Origin of the sequence: Tepidicaulis marinus, assembly GCF_000739695.1 — a bacterium.
GTDB lineage: Bacteria > Pseudomonadota > Alphaproteobacteria > Parvibaculales > Parvibaculaceae > Tepidicaulis > Tepidicaulis marinus.
This window is the reverse complement of sequence record NZ_BBIO01000009.1, coordinates 46,715-64,065: the sequence shown is the minus strand read 5'-3', so window position 1 is coordinate 64,065 and position 17,351 is coordinate 46,715. Positions and strand designations below refer to the sequence as shown.

General features: G+C 61.0%; 15 protein-coding genes. 9 read left to right on the top strand and 6 right to left on the bottom strand.

Annotated elements, in window-relative coordinates; translation table 11 throughout:
- Nucleotides 1–65: 65 nt before the first annotated feature.
- The gene (locus M2A_RS18005; RefSeq protein WP_156101723.1) at nucleotides 66–236 is read right to left on the bottom strand and encodes a hypothetical protein; all 171 of its coding nucleotides are present in this window, start codon (nucleotides 234–236) and stop codon (nucleotides 66–68) included.
- Between the two features lie 226 nt (nucleotides 237–462).
- Here M2A_RS18005 and ptcA point away from each other — a divergent pair, with 226 nt between their 5' ends.
- From ptcA to M2A_RS09620, 7 genes are all read left to right on the top strand, one after another.
- Entirely contained in the window at nucleotides 463–1,473 is a 1,011-nt protein-coding gene (gene ptcA / locus M2A_RS09650; protein ID WP_045446445.1) for a putrescine carbamoyltransferase, read from the top strand.
- A gap of 60 nt (nucleotides 1,474–1,533) precedes the next feature.
- On the top strand, nucleotides 1,534–2,946 hold the full coding sequence (locus M2A_RS09645) for an APC family permease (RefSeq protein WP_081875543.1): 1,413 nt from the start codon (nucleotides 1,534–1,536) through the stop codon (nucleotides 2,944–2,946).
- 78 nt (nucleotides 2,947–3,024) lie between these two features.
- Nucleotides 3,025–4,125 carry an agmatine deiminase gene (aguA, locus tag M2A_RS09640; protein WP_045446442.1) on the top strand — a complete coding sequence of 367 codons (1,101 nt, stop codon included), beginning with the start codon at nucleotides 3,025–3,027 and terminating at the stop codon, nucleotides 4,123–4,125.
- A complete protein-coding gene (gene arcC, locus M2A_RS09635) occupies nucleotides 4,122–5,024 on the top strand; it encodes a carbamate kinase (protein ID WP_045446439.1) in 903 nt (300 codons plus the stop codon). Before aguA ends, arcC begins: the two co-directional genes overlap by 4 nt.
- Before the next feature lie 27 nt (nucleotides 5,025–5,051).
- Nucleotides 5,052–6,050, top strand: a complete 999-nt coding sequence (locus M2A_RS09630) for an HlyD family secretion protein (protein WP_045446436.1) — start codon at nucleotides 5,052–5,054, stop codon at nucleotides 6,048–6,050.
- A 13-nt stretch (nucleotides 6,051–6,063) separates the two neighbouring features.
- Nucleotides 6,064–8,799, top strand: a complete 2,736-nt coding sequence (gene rbbA, locus M2A_RS09625; protein WP_045446434.1) for a ribosome-associated ATPase/putative transporter RbbA — start codon at nucleotides 6,064–6,066, stop codon at nucleotides 8,797–8,799.
- A gap of 1 nt (nucleotide 8,800) precedes the next feature.
- Nucleotides 8,801–9,916 carry an ABC transporter permease gene (locus M2A_RS09620; RefSeq protein WP_045446430.1) on the top strand — a complete coding sequence of 372 codons (1,116 nt, stop codon included), beginning with the start codon at nucleotides 8,801–8,803 and terminating at the stop codon, nucleotides 9,914–9,916.
- 82 nt (nucleotides 9,917–9,998) lie between these two features.
- Here M2A_RS09620 and M2A_RS09615 read toward each other — a convergent pair whose 3' ends face one another.
- Together M2A_RS09615 and M2A_RS09610 are read right to left on the bottom strand one after the other, a co-directional pair.
- Nucleotides 9,999–11,045, bottom strand: a complete 1,047-nt coding sequence (locus M2A_RS09615) for an esterase-like activity of phytase family protein (protein ID WP_052379369.1) — start codon at nucleotides 11,043–11,045, stop codon at nucleotides 9,999–10,001.
- A gap of 115 nt (nucleotides 11,046–11,160) precedes the next feature.
- Nucleotides 11,161–12,405, bottom strand: a complete 1,245-nt coding sequence (locus tag M2A_RS09610; RefSeq protein WP_045446427.1) for an MFS transporter — start codon at nucleotides 12,403–12,405, stop codon at nucleotides 11,161–11,163.
- Nucleotides 12,406–12,538: 133 nt separating this feature from the next.
- On the opposite strand from M2A_RS09610, the gene M2A_RS09605 reads away from it, so the two are divergent.
- Nucleotides 12,539–13,162: a helix-turn-helix transcriptional regulator gene (locus M2A_RS09605; protein WP_045446424.1), complete on the top strand. Its 624-nt coding sequence runs from the start codon at nucleotides 12,539–12,541 to the stop codon at nucleotides 13,160–13,162.
- Between the two features lie 10 nt (nucleotides 13,163–13,172).
- On the opposite strand, the gene cobT is transcribed toward M2A_RS09605, so the two are convergent.
- The 3 genes from cobT to M2A_RS09590 form a co-directional block, all read right to left on the bottom strand.
- Nucleotides 13,173–15,092: a cobaltochelatase subunit CobT gene (gene cobT / locus M2A_RS09600; RefSeq protein WP_045446421.1), complete on the bottom strand. Its 1,920-nt coding sequence runs from the start codon at nucleotides 15,090–15,092 to the stop codon at nucleotides 13,173–13,175.
- A 35-nt stretch (nucleotides 15,093–15,127) separates the two neighbouring features.
- A complete protein-coding gene (gene cobS / locus M2A_RS09595) occupies nucleotides 15,128–16,087 on the bottom strand; it encodes a cobaltochelatase subunit CobS (protein ID WP_045446625.1) in 960 nt (319 codons plus the stop codon).
- Between the two features lie 180 nt (nucleotides 16,088–16,267).
- The gene (locus tag M2A_RS09590; RefSeq protein ID WP_439645670.1) at nucleotides 16,268–16,870 is read right to left on the bottom strand and encodes a J domain-containing protein; all 603 of its coding nucleotides are present in this window, start codon (nucleotides 16,868–16,870) and stop codon (nucleotides 16,268–16,270) included.
- Between the two features lie 194 nt (nucleotides 16,871–17,064).
- Between M2A_RS09590 and M2A_RS09585 the strand changes: the two genes are divergently transcribed.
- Entirely contained in the window at nucleotides 17,065–17,343 is a 279-nt protein-coding gene (locus tag M2A_RS09585; protein WP_045446415.1) for a BolA family protein, read from the top strand.
- The last annotated feature ends 8 nt before the right edge of the window (nucleotides 17,344–17,351 follow it).

Here is a 17,351-nt window from a genome sequence, read left to right as displayed (position 1 = left end):
GCTTGACCCGAGCATGACGAAGGAGAGGGCGGTGGCTTGATCGCGGGGGCGCGATAGAGCGGCTTCTAATCTCCCACCCTTACGGCACTATGCAGAATGCCCTCGGCTTTGATCTGCGGGAAGGTAAAGGGAAGTTTCAGTTCGGCAATCGCATGGTCGCGCTGGTGGCACCGGAGAAAGCTTTTGCCGACGACGCCCAGATAATCGGTCATTTCCACAATAGCCGGAATCGTCACGGTGTCCGTGACGCTGAGCTACTGACCTTCCTCAAGAGGACGATTCTCCCAATCCGTTAACGGCAGAACGCCGCTTCATCCCGGGCATAACCGGGATGTCACGAAGCCATGCGACAGGAAGGGCGCAGGGCGGGCGTGAACTGACCTGCATCAATGCATGCCTGGCCCGGCAGGTGTTCCCTACTGGGGTCGGGGTGGGTAACGCAAGTCAGGCCGGAGACGGATTATGGTGCAGCATTTCATTGCAACACAGGATTTCTCGAAGGAGAAGCTGCTCGAGATCATCGAGCTTGTGCGGCTTCTCAAGGTGGCCGACAAGGAAGGGGCATGCCCGAAGCTGCTGCAGGGTGCTTCTCTCGGTATGCTCTTCGAGGAACCTTCGACACGCACCCGCATTTCCTTCGAAGTGGCGATGACGAAGCTTGGCGGGCACGCGCTCTATCTCAAGCCCGGCGAAATCCATCTTGGCGCGCGGGAATCGCTCAGCGATACGGCGCGGGTGATCTCGCGCATGGTCGATGTGATCGAGGCACGCACGCTCAAACACGAAACGGTTGTGGCGCTGGCGAAAGATGCGACGGTGCCCGTCATCAACGGGCTGACGGATTACAATCATCCCACCCAGGTTCTGTGCGACGTCTTCACGATGATGGAGCATGCGCCCAAGGGCAAGAAGCTCGAAGACCTGCATGTCACCTTTGTGGGCGACGCCACGAATGTCTGCTCTTCCTTGATGTGGATTTGCACGCGGATGGGCATGCACTTCACCCATGCCGCGCCCAAGGCCTATCAGGCGCCGGAAGATTGGCAGGCGATCGCCCGCAAAAACTGCGAAACCTCGGGCGGTACGCTCACCGTGACGGACGATCCGGCGGCGGCAGTTGCTAAGGCGGATTTCATTTATACGGACCTTTGGTGGTGGGTCGGTCAGGAAGACGAGATTCCGGACCGGCGCGCGGCCTTCATGCCGGCCTATCAGGTCAATAGCGCGCTTCTCGCCAAGGCGCCGCCCTCGGCAAAGGTGATGCATTGCCTGCCCGCCTCGCGCGGGGTGGAAGCCACCGACGAGGTGCTGGACGGGCCGCAATCCATTATTTTCGATCAGGCGGAAAACCGGCTGCACACGGAGAAAGGTATTCTCGTCTGGCTGGTCTACCCCCGTTTGAAGCATCCCTCGCCCGAGCTTGTTGCGCATCACAAGGGCGAAATCGAGGCGTTTCTGGCGTCGGGTTCTTAAAGCTCCGAGCGCGAGGCGTATCGCCGCTGAACGGCCGTCACGGCCATAAAGGAGGCAATCATGTCACAGGAAAATGTGGCCGCCGCGCCGGCGGGCTCGAGGAAAGGGTTCAAGCGTGTTCTGAAGGGGCTCGATATGACCCTCTTCACGGTTTGCGCGATCCTGGTGATTGACCAGCTCGCCGCATCGGCCTCGATCGGTGTGCAGTCGATCTTCTGGTGGATCTTTACCCTGATCTTCTTTTTCATTCCCTATGGTCTGATCACGGCGGAGCTGGGGAGTACCTATCCGGATCAGGGCGGCATCTATGCCTGGGTGCAGCGCGCTTTTGGCGGGCGCTGGGGCGGGCGGACCGCCTGGCTCTGGTGGATCAATGTGGCGCTCTGGCAGCCCTCGGTCTATCTGATCTTCGCGGGCATCTTCTCGCAGCTTTTCATGCCCGATCTCGGCCTTTGGCCGCAGATCGCCATTGCCATCGGCCTGACCTGGGTGACGGTTTATGTCAATGTCATCACGCTTGATGTCGGTAAATGGGTGCCGAATATAGGCGCCATTTTCAAAGCGGTGATCATGGGTGTGATCGGCTTCGGCGGTTTCTTCTACGCCTTCAATCACGGTGTCGCCAATCCGATCACTCTGGAAACGCTGAGCCCGAGCTGGGGCGTTTCGCTCGCCTTCCTGCCGGTCATTGTCTATAACTTCATGGGCTTCGAGCTGATGTCCGGGGCGAGTGAGGAAATGACCGACCCGGCAAAAGACGTCCCCAAGGCGATCGTCGTTTCGGGTCTGCTGATCGCAGCTTTCTATCTTCTGGGCACGGTCGGCATTCTCATTGCGCTGCCGCTGGAAGAGGTGAGCCTCATCGAAGGTATTATCGACACGCTCTATCAGCTTCTGGGAACCGAAGGGCTTGGCGGGGCCGCCGTGATGCTTCTCGGGATCATGGCGCTTTATACGTTCCTGGCCAACATGGTCACTTGGACGATGGGCGCCAACCGCTCGGCGGCGGAAGCGGCTCATGCCGGCGATCTCAACCCGGCTTTCGCCAAGCTCCACCCCGCCCATAAAACGCCGGCAAATGCGGCGATCATAACGGGTGTGGTGACGACGGTTGTCATCGTGGTTTACGGCTTCATGGCGGCGGATGCGGAAGATCTCTTCTGGACGCTCTTTGCGTTCTCCTCCGTTGTTTTCCTGCTCTGCTATCTTTTCATGTTCGCTGCGTTCCTGCGGTTGCGGAAGATCGATGCCGACCGGCCGCGCCCTTACCGGGTGCCGGGCGGCACAGTCGGGGCCTGGGTGCTTACGCTGCTCTGCCTTTCCTTCATCGTGCAGGCGATCGTCTTCTTCATCTACGTGCCGGGCGAGTTCGATATGACTTATGCCGGGTCCATCGTCGGGGGCGTGATCGTCACCGTCCTTGTTGGGGAATGGCTGATCTCGCGCTCGAGGGCCGGTGCCGCCCGCACCTGAGAGCGTTGCGGAGGCTGCGGGGTATCCGCCCGCAGCCTCCCCTTGTTCATGCGGCAATGCTGCGGAGAGGTAAGCTTCATGACCAGGAGACTGGAAAGTACCCCCAGGGCGGACGGGTTCCGTATGCCGGGGGAATTCGAACCGCATGAGGGCTGCTGGATGCTCTGGCCGGAGCGGCCCGACAATTGGCGCCTTGGCGCGAAACCGGCGCAGCATGCCTTTGCCGCCGTGGCCTGCGCCATTGCCGAAGGCGAGCCTGTGACGATGGGCGTTTCTCCCGGCCAGTTTCAGAATGCCCGTTCCATGCTGCCGCCGCATATCCGCGTCGTGGAGATGACCTATAACGACTCCTGGATGCGCGATTGCGGGCCGACATTCCTGGTCAACGGGAAGGGCGACATGCGGCTCATCAATTGGAAGTTCAATGCCTGGGGCGGCATAAGGGGCGGGCTTTATTTTCCCTGGGATCAGGACGACATCGTGCCGCAGAAGATTGCCGAGATCGAACGCGTGGACCGGTACCGGGCACCCCTCACGCTGGAAGGCGGGTCGATCCATGTGGACGGAGAGGGCACGTTGCTGACGACCGAGCAATGCCTGCTCAACCCCAACCGCAATCCCGGCCTTTCAAGAGAAGATATCGAAAAAATCCTCTCCGATTATCTGAATGTCGGCACGTTCATCTGGCTCGGCGACGGTGTTTTCAATGATGAGACGAGCGGGCATGTCGATAACTTATGCTGTTTCATCAAGCCCGGCTGCGTAGCCCTGACCTGGACCGATGACACCTCCGATCCGCAATATGAGATCAGCCGCGATGCCTTTGAGCGGCTCTCCGCCGCGCGGGATGCGAAAGGCCGCAGGCTCGACATTCACAAGATCCATCAGCCCTCCCCGGTGATCATGACCGAGGAAGAGGCTTCCGGTGTCGATGCCATCGAGGGGACTTTGCCGCGCCAGCCCGGAAACCGCATGGCCGCTTCCTATATCAACTTTTATATCGGTAACGGTGTGGTGGTAATGCCTTCTTTCGATGATCCGCAGGACGGCCCGGCGGCACAGGCGCTCGCCGCGCTATTTCCGGACCGCCGGATCATCCCGGTGCCTGCGCGCGAGATTCTTCTGGGCGGCGGTAATATTCACTGCATCACCCAGCAGCAACCGGCGCGCCGCACATGAGAGTGGTCGTGGCCATAGGCGGGAACGCGCTTCTGGAGCGGGGCGAGGTCTTAAGCGCCGAGACGCAGCAGCGCAACATGGCGCGCGCCGCGGGCGCCCTTGCCCAGCTTGCCGATGGCAACGAGATGGTGCTTGTACATGGCAACGGGCCGCAGGTGGGCTTGCTGGCGCTTGAAGGAGAAGCTTTCAAGGAAGCGCCGCCTTTTCCGCTCGATGTGCTGGGGGCGGAATCCCAGGGCATGATCGGTTATGTGATTGCGCAGGAATTGCGCAATGTGATGCCGCACCGGCAGATCGCGACGCTGATTACGCAGACGCAGGTGGACCCCGATGATCCGGCATTCGGTGCGCCCAGTAAACCGATCGGCCCCGTCTATAGCGAAGCCGAGGCGCGGGCACTTGCCGATGAGCGGGGCTGGCAGGTGGCAGCGGACGGCGATTATTTCCGCCGGGTGGTGCCTTCACCGCAGCCTGCGGGCATTTTGGAGTTTCAGACCATCCGCTTGCTGGCGGGCGAAGGCACGGTGGTGATTTGCGCGGGCGGCGGCGGCGTGCCTGTGATTGTGGGTGCGCGCGGGCAGACCCGCGGGGTGGAAGCGGTGATCGACAAAGACCTTGCAGCCTCCCTTCTTGCCAGAAAGCTCGGGGCGGACCGGCTGATCATTCTGACCGATGTCGATGCCGTTTACGAGGATTGGGGAACGGCAAGGGCGCGCAAGATCGGGGAGGCTAGGTCCGCCCAATTGCGAACCATGTCCTTTGCCAAAGGCTCCATGGGGCCTAAGGTCGATGCGGTGTGCCGGTTCGTGGAAGAGACGGGACGGCCTGCCGCGATCGGCAGTTTGAAGGAAGCTGCATCGGTGGCGGATGGCACGGCAGGCACGCAAATTCTGCCGTGAGGCGGACCGGCATTTAAGACGGGAAGGTTGAGTAGGTTGACGGACGGGTTGAACAAGTGGCTCATCGCGGCGCTTCTTTGCGCCGTGATAGTGGGCGGTGCCGGCATTTACTGGTGGCTTGAAAGCCGGAACAGCGTGCCCGAAGGCATCGCCTGGGGCAATGGCCGCATCGAAGCGGATGAGACCGATATCGCCACGAAATATGCCGGCCGTGTCGCCGAGATATTGGTCGATGAAGGGGATATGGTCGAGGCCGGCCAGCTTCTGGCCCGCATGGATACCGAGGAGCTGCAGGCGCAAATCCGGCAAGCGGAAGCGGAAATCCGGCGTTTGCGGCAAGTGCGCAGCGAAGCGGAAGCGCAGATCGCCAGATTGGAAAGCGAGCTGAGTCTGGCTGAGAGGGAACTTGAGCGTGCGCTCATTCTGTTCGGCAAAGGGCATGTCTCCGAGGAGCGGGTCGATCAGCGCCGCACCGCGCGCGATGGCGCGAAGGCGGCGCTGGATCAAGGCAAGGCAGGGCTTGGTAATGCGCAGGAGGCCGTTCTTTCCGCCATGGCCAATCTGGACAGGCTGAACGCGCAATTGAAGGAAGCCGCGCTCACTGCGCCTACTTCGGGCCGGGTGCTTTACCGGCTGGCGGAGCCGGGGGAGGTGCTGGCAGGCGGCGGCAAAGTGTTGACGCTGCTCGATGTGACGGATGTCTATATGACCATCTTTTTGCCGACATCGGAGGCGGGGCGCGTGGCGATCGGCGGGGAAGCGCGCATCATTCTCGATGCCGCCCCCGATTACGTGGTGCCGGCGCATGTCTCTTTCGTCTCCGCTCAGGCGCAGTTCACGCCGAAGGAAGTCGAAACGCGTTCCGAGCGCGAGAAACTGATGTTCCGCGTTAAAGTGCGGATACCGCGTGAACTTCTCACACAATATATGACGCAGGTGAAAACGGGCCTGCCTGGTGTGGCCTATGTGAAACTCGACCGCACGATGGCCTGGCCGGACAGTCTTACCGTCCGCCTGCCCGAATAGCGCGGGGCAAGCCATGAGCAGTGTCGTGCGGCTTTCCGGTGTCCACCATGCCTATAACGGCACGGCGGCGCTTGACGGCATTACGCTCGAATTTCCTGCGGGCTGCATGATCGGGGTGATCGGACCCGACGGGGTCGGCAAATCGACCCTGCTCGGACTTGTGGCGGGCGCGACCAAGCTTCAGAGCGGCACGGTGCAGGTGCTCGGCGGCGACATGGCGCGGGCGCGGCACCGGCGCAAGGTCATGCCCCGGATCGCCTATATGCCGCAGGGGCTCGGTAAGAATCTTTATGCGAGCCTCTCCGTCTTCGAGAATCTGGATTTCTTCGGCCGGCTCTTTGGGCTGCCAAGGGCGGAGCGGGCGCGACGCATCGAAGATCTTCTTAAAGCCACGGGGCTTGATCCTTTTCCGGACCGGCCGGCGGGCAAGCTTTCCGGCGGCATGAAGCAGAAGCTCGGTCTCTGCTGCGCGCTTATCCACGATCCCGATCTTCTCATTCTCGATGAACCGACGACGGGGGTCGATCCGCTTTCCCGGCTCCAGTTCTGGGACCTTATTGCGCGGATTCGCCGCCAGCGCCCGGAAATGAGCGTGCTGGTCGCAACGGCCTATATGGAAGAAGCCGAAGATTTCGACCGGCTCTTTGCCATGAACGACGGCAAGGTGCTGGCTGAAGGCACGCCCGATGAGATCAAGAGGCAGACGGGCGCGGAAGATCTTGAGCAGGCTTTCGTTGCGCTTCTGCCTGAGGCTGTGCGGCGCGGGCATGAGGCGCTTAATGTGCCGCCCCGCCCGGAAGGGGAAGGCGAGATCGCCATCGAGGCGCGGGGGCTCACCCGCCGTTTCGGAGATTTCACGGCGGTTGATCATGCCGATTTCCGCATCGAGCGGGGAGAGATTTTCGGGTTCGTGGGGCCGAATGGCTGCGGCAAGACGACGACGATGAAAATGCTGACGGGCCTTTTGCCGCCCAGCGAAGGCAGCGCCCGGCTTTTCGGCGAGGCGGTGAACGGCCGCAATCTGGAGAACCGCAAGCGCGTGGGCTTCATGTCGCAGTCCTTTTCGCTCTATACGGAGCTGACGGTGCGGCAGAACCTCGATCTTCACGCCCGGCTCTTTCATCTGCCGCGGGAGAGGATGGAGGCGCGCATTGCCGAGCTCATTCACCGCTTCGATCTTGAACATTATGCAGAGGAACTGGCGGAGAAATTGCCGCTCGGCGTGCGCCAGCGTCTTTCACTCGCGGTGGCCGTTGTACATGCGCCGGAAATTCTCATTCTCGATGAGCCGACATCCGGGGTCGATCCTGTTGCCCGGAACGGGTTCTGGGAAATCCTGGTCGATCTGTCGCGCAATGAAGGCGTGACGATTTTCATTTCCACTCATTTCATGAACGAGGCGGAGCGCTGCGACCGGCTTTCCTTCATGGATGCGGGCCGCGTGCTTGCGGTTGAAACACCGGCGGCCCTCATGAAGCGGCAAGGGGCTACGAGCCTTGAAGAAGCCTTTATCGGATATCTGAAGGAAGTGCGCCCCAGTTTGAGCGAGGGAGATGGCCAGTTGCAGCATGGCGCCTCCGCCGGGGAGAAAAGGCAAGCCGCTGGCCGCGAGAGCGCTTTTACACGGAGCAGGCGGCGGTTCACCGCCTATGCCTACCGGGAGGCGATGGAGCTTTGGCGCGATCCCATCCGCCTGGCGGTTGCCTTTCTCGGCACGGCCATTTTGATGGTGGTGCTGGCTTACGGCATTTCCACGGATGTGGAGGATCTGCGCTATGCGGTGCTGGATAACGACCGAACGCCCGAAAGCCGTACCTATCTCGAAGGGTATAGCGGTTCGCGCTATTTCCTCGAACAAGCGCCGCTTGCAAGCCATGCGGAGCTCGATGCGCGCCTGAAGAGCAACGACATTGCGCTGGCCGTCGAAATCCCGCCGGGCTTTGGGAAAGACTTGCGGCGCGGTCATCAGACGGAAGTTTCCGTCTGGGTGGACGGGGCCATGCCGTTCCGGGGGGAGACGATCGGCGGCTATGTGCAGGGGCTGCATCTGGCCTATCTCGCCGACATGTCTTGGCGAATCTATGGGCAGGAACTGCGCTTCGGGGCGGCCGATATCGAGATGCGCTACCGCTACAATCAGGATTTCCGGAGCGTTTACGCCATGGTGCCCGCCATGGTGCCGTTTCTTCTGCTTTTCATTCCCGCCATTCTCATGGCGCTCAGTGTGGTGCGGGAAAAAGAGCTCGGCACGATCACGAATTTCTACGTGACGCCGGTAACGCGCATGGAGTTTCTGGCAGGCAAGCAGGTGGTTTACATCGCCATTTCGATGATCAATTTCGTCATTCTCTTTTTAATGGCGGTTTTCATCTTCGCCATTCCCATGAAAGGGAGCTTTACCGGCCTTGCGCTCAGCGCCCTCGTTTACGTAACCGCGACGACGGGTATCGGCTTTCTTGTTTCCTCTTTCACCCGCACGCAGATCGCCGCGCTTGTTGCGGTAGGGGTGTTGACCATGACACCGACGCTGCATTTTTCCGGCATGCTGCAACCGGTGGCAACGCTCGAGGGCGCGGGGCGGGTGATCGGCGATCTTTGGCCGGCGAGCTATTTCGTCAAGGTGAGCGTGGGCGCTTTTACCAAGGCGCTCGGTTTCGGGCAGCTTCTCCCTCACACCGCGCTTCTTAGTCTCTTCGTGCCGGTGCTGACCGCGCTCAGCCTCTTTTTCCTTAAAAAGCAGGGGCGGTGAAATGGAGCGCCTGCAAAACATCTACCGGCTTGGTCTTAAGGAATTGCGCTCGCTTTTCCATGACAAGGTGCTGTTCTTCTTTGTGATCTATGCCTTCAGTTTTGCCATTTACTCCATGGCGACGGGCATATCCGCCGATGTCCACAATGCGGCGATTGCCATTGCCGATGAGGACAGGTCCGTGCTTTCCGCGCGTATCGGTGAAGCGTTCTTTCCGCCTTATTTCAAGGAGCCGCAGCCGATCGCCGTTACCGATATCGATGAGCATATGGATAGCGGGCGCTACATGTTCGTCATCGATATTCCGCCCAATTTCGAAGCCGATATCATTGCCGGGCGGCGGCCTGCCGTGCAGGTGAATATCGACGCGACCGCCGTCATGCAGGCGCAGATCGGCGCGGCTTATATTCAGAACATCATAAGGGATGAGATACGCCGCTTCTTGAAGCAGCCGCCGGCCGAAAGCGTCCTGCCGGTGCGGCTTGAAACGCGCTACGCCTTTAATCCAAACCTTACATCGGAATGGTTTGCCGCTATCGCGGGTATCATCGACATGTTGACGATGCTTACGATCATTCTGACCGGCTCGGCGCTCATCCGCGAGCGTGAGCACGGCACCGTCGAGCATCTTCTTGTCATGCCGCTCACGCCGCTTGAAATTCTCTCAGCAAAAATCTGGGCGAATGGGCTCGTTATTTTTGTGGCGGCCACCTTGTCGCTTTTCCTGCTGGTCGGAGGCGTGCTGGGCGTGCCGTTTTCCGGGTCCATGCCGCTCTTTCTCGCGGGCACCGCCCTTTACATTTTTTTTGCGGCGTCCTTCGGGGTGTTTCTTGGCACTTTCACCCGCTCCATGCCGCAGCTCGGGCTCTTGATCATTCTGATCATCCTGCCGATGAACATGCTCTCCGGCAGTTTCTCTCCCATCGAAAGCCAGCCCGAGTGGCTTCAGCCGATGACACTTCTTCTGGCCTCACGCCATTTCGTGAGCATCGCGCAGGCGATCCTTTTCCGGGGGGCGGGTTTCGATATCGTCTGGCCGGAATTCGCCGCCATTGCCGCGCTGGGCCTTGCCTTCTTCTCGGTCAGCGTCATCCGCTTTCGAAGGGCGGTAGTCTAAGGGGTGTTAGTTTAGACCCGTTGTACTTGTTGGCGGGTTTCGATTGACGCAACTTGCGTTTGAGCGCCGTAAAGGGCTGCTTTCATTCGATCAGCTCGAACTGCAAGAGCAAGGTGCGCTGGGCGGCGCTGAAATTGTCGTCGGAGATCAAATAGAGAAAGGTGCGCCCTTGCGCCGTCTCGCGGATGGCGAGGCCTTCCATATTGTCGATCGTGTAGGACTGGCCCGCATTGAGAAGCTCCTCGCCCGTGAGCGGTCCTTCTTCATTCAGCGTGCTTGCTTTTATCCGGCGCAGGCGCAAGCCGACGCCGGAAAGCGGGCTGTAGCGGCGTTCGACAAGAATGAGGTCGCCTTTTGCGGTGAAGGCGGCATCGGTAATGGAGAAGGGGTCTTTTCCCCTGATAGCGGCGGTTTTTACGCCGGCAGCAGAAAGAAAGGCGGCGGGCATCAACCCGTCTTCACCCGCTTTCTCGCCAATGGCAAGAAGGGCAGGCGGCGTTTCTTTGCCTGGCAGGACGGCCAATGCTTCAATCCCGCCATTGGAGGGCAACGCCTCTTTCAGCGCGCCGAGGCCGATATCGGCCGCGTAAGGCCCGATCGTTCCTTCCTCGTGCGTGTAACAGGAAATGCGGTGCACGCGTTCAAAGCTCACACAGGCAAGGCCGCCGCCAAGGGCAAGGCTTTCTGCGTCCTGCATGGCTTTACCGTCAAGCGGCTGGCCGTCCGGCCCGCGCAAGGGGGCAAGATGCACCGCTTCAAGCGCGGAGAGGGCGATACCCGTGTGCACGGGCCGCGCGCTCAGCCAGTTGCCCTGATCGGTAACGGCAAGCAGCGCCGTTCCATCGGGGGAAATCCAAAGGCCGGACAGACCGCCGAAATCCGGGTTGTCCGAGGAAAGCTCGAGCCCGGCAATGAAGCGCAACTTGCCGGTCTGCTTCTCCTCCCAGTCATCCGGGTTCCAAAGCACTGGCGATGCCGTGACGGATAGCGCAGCGGCTTCTTCTTCAGGCATGTTGCCCGCGAAAAGCGTGAAGCCGCCATAAAAGGCAGCGGCAAGGCCGAGACCTACGAAGAAAAACCCGGCACGCCAAAACTGCCGCCCGGCCTTTTCCGGCACGCGCTCCCCCATCTCATCCTCCCTGAATGGTGAGACGGGCATAATAGTCATGCAGAGCAAATGAACAAGCGTGGTTTTATGACGGGGCGGGAGTGCTGCGGCAGGGGGGTGCAGTGTGCCCGCCCCGTCATGTCCGGGCGCGGGGGCGCAAAAGGCGCCACCGTTCCCAGAGCGGAAAAGGCAGATAAAGAAGAATGACGAAGCAAATGGCGAAGATAAGCCCGTTGGGTCCCATCATCCCCATGCTTTGGCCGGCAAGGCTGGGCCCTGCCACGGCGCCGACGCCCCAGAACGTGGTGGTCATGGTGCTGGCTGTGACGAGGTCCGCTCCTTCGAAGCGCTCGCCGAGCAGGGTCATGCCGACCGTATAGGTGCCGCCCATGATCCCGCCGAGGACGAGAAAGTAGATGTAATTCAGCGGGTAGACGTTGAAGATTTGCGGCACGGCAAGGATCGCCGCAAAGATCGTCAGCGTCAGGAGGATGAGCAGGTTAAGCCGGTTGACGTGATCGGCAAGCCAGCCGATGGGATAGCCGAGGACGATGCCGCCGAAGCCGAGCGCCGCGATGAGGCGCAGCGCCAGCGTTTCCCCTTCCCCCAGCTCCATGGTGAAAATCGCAAAGAACGTATGCAGCGCTTCTTCGGAACCTGCGAAAATGAAGGTGATGAGAATGGGGGCAGGGGCTAGCGCCAGGACGCGGCCCCAGCCGCCTTTCTCGGTTTTCTCGAAGGTGATCCCGGCTGTCGGCGCCAGCAGCAGCGGCAGGCAGGGAAGGACAAGCGCGGTGACCGCGATGAGGAAGGGCAGGTTCGTTTGCGTGCCGATAAGCGTGAGGATGGCGGGGCCCATCGTGAAGCCCGCCGCGCCGGCGATGGAATAGACGGAGACGACGCGGCCGCGGGTTTCCTCCCGTGCCACGGAATTGATCCAGGCTTCGCTTGCGATCCACAAGAGGCTCGAGACGGCGCCAAGGGCAAAGCGCAGCGGGAACCAGGCCCAGACATTCGGCCAAAGCGGCAAAAGCGCGATGCATAGCGCCGAGCCGCCCATGCCGACCGCCATGCTCCAGTTCGGCCCCATGAAAGCGATAAGGCGGGGCGCGAAAGGCGCGATGAAGAGAATCGCCATGCCTTGCACGGCGGTGGAATAACCGATCATGGCCGTGCTGACGCCCTGGCGCTCCAGCAGCAGGGCGAGAAAAGGAAAGGTCAGGCCGATGATGAAGGTCACCATGGCCATGGCCCAGATGACGGCGGCCAGGCTGAAGAAGCGCTGGCGGGCAGACAGGGGGTCGGCCTGGGGGCTGGCTTGGGGATCGGCCAAGGGGGCTGCAAGGACGGGAGCCGGTTCTTCTTCGTGGGAAAGGTGCATGACGGGCCGTCCTTCGTTCTTTTATAAAGAAATATGTTTATAAAAAATGATTGTCAACCTCATTTATCCAAGCTACTAATTTTGAACGGATAAATTCTCCGGACGCGCTTTCCAAATTGGAGAAAACATTCGCATGAGCCTGCGTGCTGACGATCTTCTCTATCTGCTCAAGACGCGGGGGCCGCAGAACGCGCAGACCCTCGGCGCGGCGCTCGGCATGACGGGCATGGGCGCGCGTCAGCATTTAAAGAAGCTGGAAGAGGAGGGGCTCGTTGCCTCCTTCGAGCGGCGCGCGGGCGTGGGCCGGCCGAAACAGGCCTGGCGGCTCACCGATAAAGGCCATGGCCGCTTTCCCGACCGCCATTCGGACCTGACGCTGGAGCTGATTTCCTCGGTGCGCGAGCTTTACGGGGAAGAGGGGCTGACCCGGCTCATCGATAAGCGCGAGAAAAGTGCCAAGGAGGTCTATGACACCGCGCTCCGCGCGTGCAAGACGCTGGAGGCGCGGGTGGAAAAGTTGGCGGCGCTCCGGGCTGCGGAAGGCTATATGGCGCGGGTGGAAAAAGCCGCTGACGGCAGTTTTCTTCTGATCGAGGATCATTGCCCGATCTGTGCGGCGGCCGCGATCTGCCAGGGCTTTTGCCGGGCGGAATTGCATCTTTTCGAAGAAGTGCTGGGCGAGGGCGTCACGGTTGCCCGCACCGACTATCTGCTCGAAGGCGGGCGGCGCTGCGCTTATCGGATCATGCCGGATTGAGTGAGGCGCGTTAGCGCCGTGCGCCGGCGCTGGCTTTTGCCCCGCCCGCTGCTCTCGGGTTGAGCACGGCGCTGCGGCCTGTGCCGCGTGCGGCGGGCCCCGTTTCCTCATCGAAAAGCTCGGCCAATTTGTCGGTCATCGCGCCGCCCAGCTGTTCGGCATCCACGATAGTGACGGCGCGGCGGTAGTAGCGCGTCACATCATGGCCGATACCGATGGCCAAAAGCTCGACCGGCGAGTGGCTTTCGATTTCCTCGATCACCCGGCGCAAATGGCGCTCGAGATAATTGCCCGCGTTTACCGACAGCGTGGAATCATCCACCGGCGCACCGTCCGAAATCACCATCATGATGCGGCGCTGTTCGGGCCGGGCGAGGAGGCGGTTATGCGCCCAGATCAGCGCTTCGCCGTCGATATTCTCTTTCAGAAGACCCTCGCGCATCATCAGGCCGAGATTGCGCCGGGCCCGGCGCCAGGGGCTGTCGGCGGATTTATAGACGATGTGGCGCAGATCGTTGAGGCGGCCCGGATTGGAAGGCTTGCCTTCCGAGAGCCAGCGCTCGCGCGACTGCCCGCCTTTCCAGGCGCGGGTCGTAAAGCCGAGGATCTCCACCTTCACGCCGCAGCGCTCCAGCGTGCGGGCCAGAATGTCGGCGCAAAGCGCGGCGACCGTGATGGGCCGCCCGCGCATGGAGCCGGAATTGTCCAGGAGCAGCGTGACCACCGTGTCCCGGAAATCCATGTCGTGTTCCATCTTGTAGGAAAGCGAATGCATGGGGTCGATGACGACGCGGGTCAGGCGCGCGGCATCGAGAATGCCTTCCTCCAGATCGAATTCCCAGGTCCGGTTCTGCTTCGCCATCAAGCGGCGCTGCAAGCGGTTGGCAAGGCGCGAGACGACGCCGTGCAATTGCTGCAATTGCTGATCGAGATATTGGCGCAGCCGCGCCAGCTCTTCCTGATCGCACAGATCTTCGGCGGCGATCACTTCGTCATATTGCGCGGTGAAAATTTTGTAATCGGGCTCGCGGGCCTGAGAGGGCGCGTTGTCGGGGCGCCAAGGTTGATTGCCCTCGGCGGTCTCATCCGATTCCTCGCCATCGACGGGCACATCGTCCGCGTCGATCTCGACCATCTCCCCTTCGCCTTCCTCGCCTTCGCCTTCGGAGATTTCCATCTCCTCCGCGCTCATGCCTTCAGGCTGCTCGGCCTCGCCGGCCTGGGACTGGTCGGATTGCTGCTCCTCGCCCTCTTCCTGGCCTTCTTCGTTTTCGTTCGACTGGTCCGGGTTTTCGCCCAGTTCATCGGCCATGTCGAGATCGGTCAGAATATCGCGGGTGACACGGGCAAAGGCGCGCTGATCCTCGGCGGCCTCGGCAAGGCGGGCCATGTCTTTGCCGGCTTTTTCATCGACCCATCCGCGCCAGAAATCGACCAGCGCGCGCGCCCCTTCCGGCACGGCGGCGCCCGTCAGCTTTTCGCGCACCATCAGCGCCACCGCTTCGGCGAGCGGGGCTTCGTCCTTATTGGTGATCTTGTCGTAGCCGCGGGTCTTGATGCGTTTTTCCAGCGCCGCGGTCAGGTTGGAGGCCATGCCCGACATCTGGTTGGCGCCGATCGCCTCGCAGCGGGCCTGTTCCATGGCGTCATAGATAGCGCGCGCATTGCCTCCTTGCGGCTCATAGGCATTGCCGATCTTGTCGTCATGATGGGCAAGGTGGAGCGCGTAGGCATCTGAAAAGCCGCGCAGTTCGGCGACCTCCCCTGCATTGAGCTCGCGGCTCGGCAAGGGCAGGCGGGCGCGCAAACCGCGCAGGCCCGGGGGTTCGGTGCCGAACGTCACCGTCAGCTCTTCCGTTTCCGCGATGGTGCGCATGGTGGAAACCAGCGCGCGCTTGAACGGTTCGACCGGGCTTTTTTCGTCAGGCATGGCTTTTTCGCTTCCGAACCGCCTTCACTTCTGGCTCAGGCCACCATGACCTGGCTGGCCGAATCCGGCAGGTCTTCCCCGAAGCAGCGCTGATAGAACTCGGCAACGGTCGCCCGTTCCAGCTCATCGCACTTGTTGAGGAAGGTGACGCGGAAGGCGAAGCCGATATCGCCGAAAATCTCGGCATTCTCCGCCCAGGTCAGCACCGTGCGCGGGCTCATGACGGTGGAAATATCGCCATTGATGAAGGCCGAGCGCGTCAGGTCCGCCACACGCACCATGGCAGAGACCTTGTCCTTGCCTTCCTGGCTTTCATTGTAGCTCTTGGCCTTGGCGAGAATGATGTTCATTTCGGCATCATGGGGCAGATAGTTGAGCGTGGTGACGATGTTCCAGCGGTCCATCTGGCCCTGGTTGATCTGCTGCGTGCCGTGATAGAGCCCGCTCGTGTCCCCAAGGCCGATCGTATTGGCCGTGGAGAAGAGGCGGAAGGCGCCATGCGGGCGGATCACCTTGTTCTGGTCGAGCAGGGTCAGCTTGCCCTGCAGTTCCAGAATGCGCTGAATGACGAACATCACGTCCGGGCGGCCGGCGTCATATTCGTCGAAGACCAGGGCCACCGGGTGCTGCAGCGCCCAGGGCAGAATGCCTTCGCGGAATTCGGTGACCTGTTTGCCGTCTTTCAGGACGATGGCGTCCTTGCCGATCAGGTCGATACGGGAAATGTGGCTGTCGAGATTGATGCGGATGCAGGGCCAGTTGAGGCGGGCTGCCACCTGCTCGATATGGGTGGACTTGCCCGTGCCGTGATAGCCTTGAACCATGACGCGGCGGTTGAAGGCGAAACCGGCCAAAAGCGCCAGCGTCGTGTCGCGGTCGAACAAATAGTCGGGATCGAAATCCGGGACATATTCGTTCGCTTCGGCGAATGCGGGCACTTGCATATCGACATCGATGCCGAACGTGTCGCGGACGCTGATTTTCTTTTCAGGCATCTCTTTGGAGATTGATCCCGTGATTTCGATAGATTCGCTCATGGTCCGTCCACTACGTCCGTTACATCAAACTCAGGCGGATGGTGCGGCGACGCCGCATTGCCGGGCACCCTTGATCGGGGAGTTTACTGCCCTTCCGCCCCATTATTTTCCCTGCAAATATGCAAAATGCAGGGAAGATTAGCAGAAGCCGCTTTTTTTAAGATAGTCATACGCTTGGATGACCTTGCGTAACTGGTCTTCAGCAGCCCTGTTGCCCCCGTTTGCGTCGGGGTGAAACCTTTTGACCAGTTCCTTATACCTTGCCTTGATGTCGTTCAAGGCCGCGGTCTCGTCAAGGCCCAATGCCTCCAATGCCTTGCGCTCCGCATTGCGGGGCGGGCGGCGGCGCGGGCCTTCTTCTTGGGGCCGCTCGCCGGGGCCGGTATTGCGGTATTTGAAGAGCCCCAGCGGATCGTCGAAAAACGTCGCGTCCCCCTTGGCTGCCTGCCCTGCCCAGGAGTTGACGCCCATTTTCCAGGTCGGCCGGTAGCCGGTGGCCATTTGCTCCCGGTAGGCGGTCTGCTCGGCCTCCGACATGCCCTCGAAATAGTTGAACGCCCGGTTGTACTCGCGAATGTGATCGGCGCAGAACCAATAATAGAAGTCCTCGACGGGCGGTTTTTCGTCCGGCAAGCGGCCTTTGGGTGCCCGGTGAGGGCCCGGTGCCTCGCAGCCGGGATGCTGGCACTGGCGCACCTCCGGCTCGGCATTCTTGGCCTTGCGCGGGGCGATGCGGATCATATCGAAATATTTCGAGTTCAGCTTCACGGCGGTCAGGTTCTAGTGTCCATAAGGTTACACGGGTTTTAGGCTTTCGCCCGGTTTTCGGGGCTTCGGCGCGCGGACGGCTTGCCGCCCGCCTGCCGAGCCCGATAGAAAAGCACAAAACGCGTTAGACGTCAGTAAACCTGGGCGTCATTTGAAGGAGATGCGAGATGGGCGTGGCAGAGACGATGCGCGGCATGCTGGAAACGGCGCTTGCGCCAGAGGTTCTGGAAATTTCGGACCAATCCGCCAAACACAAAGGCCATGCCGGCGCCCGGCCGGAAGGGGAAACGCATTTCAATGTCTATATTGTTTCCCCGGCCTTCGATGGCAAGTCCCGGATCGAGCGTCACCGGATGGTGAACAAGGCCGTGGCCGAGCTGATGGATAATCCCGTGCACGCGCTGGCCGTGAAAGCGCAGACGCCGGAAGAGGCGGCGAAGGGCTAAGCGCGCCG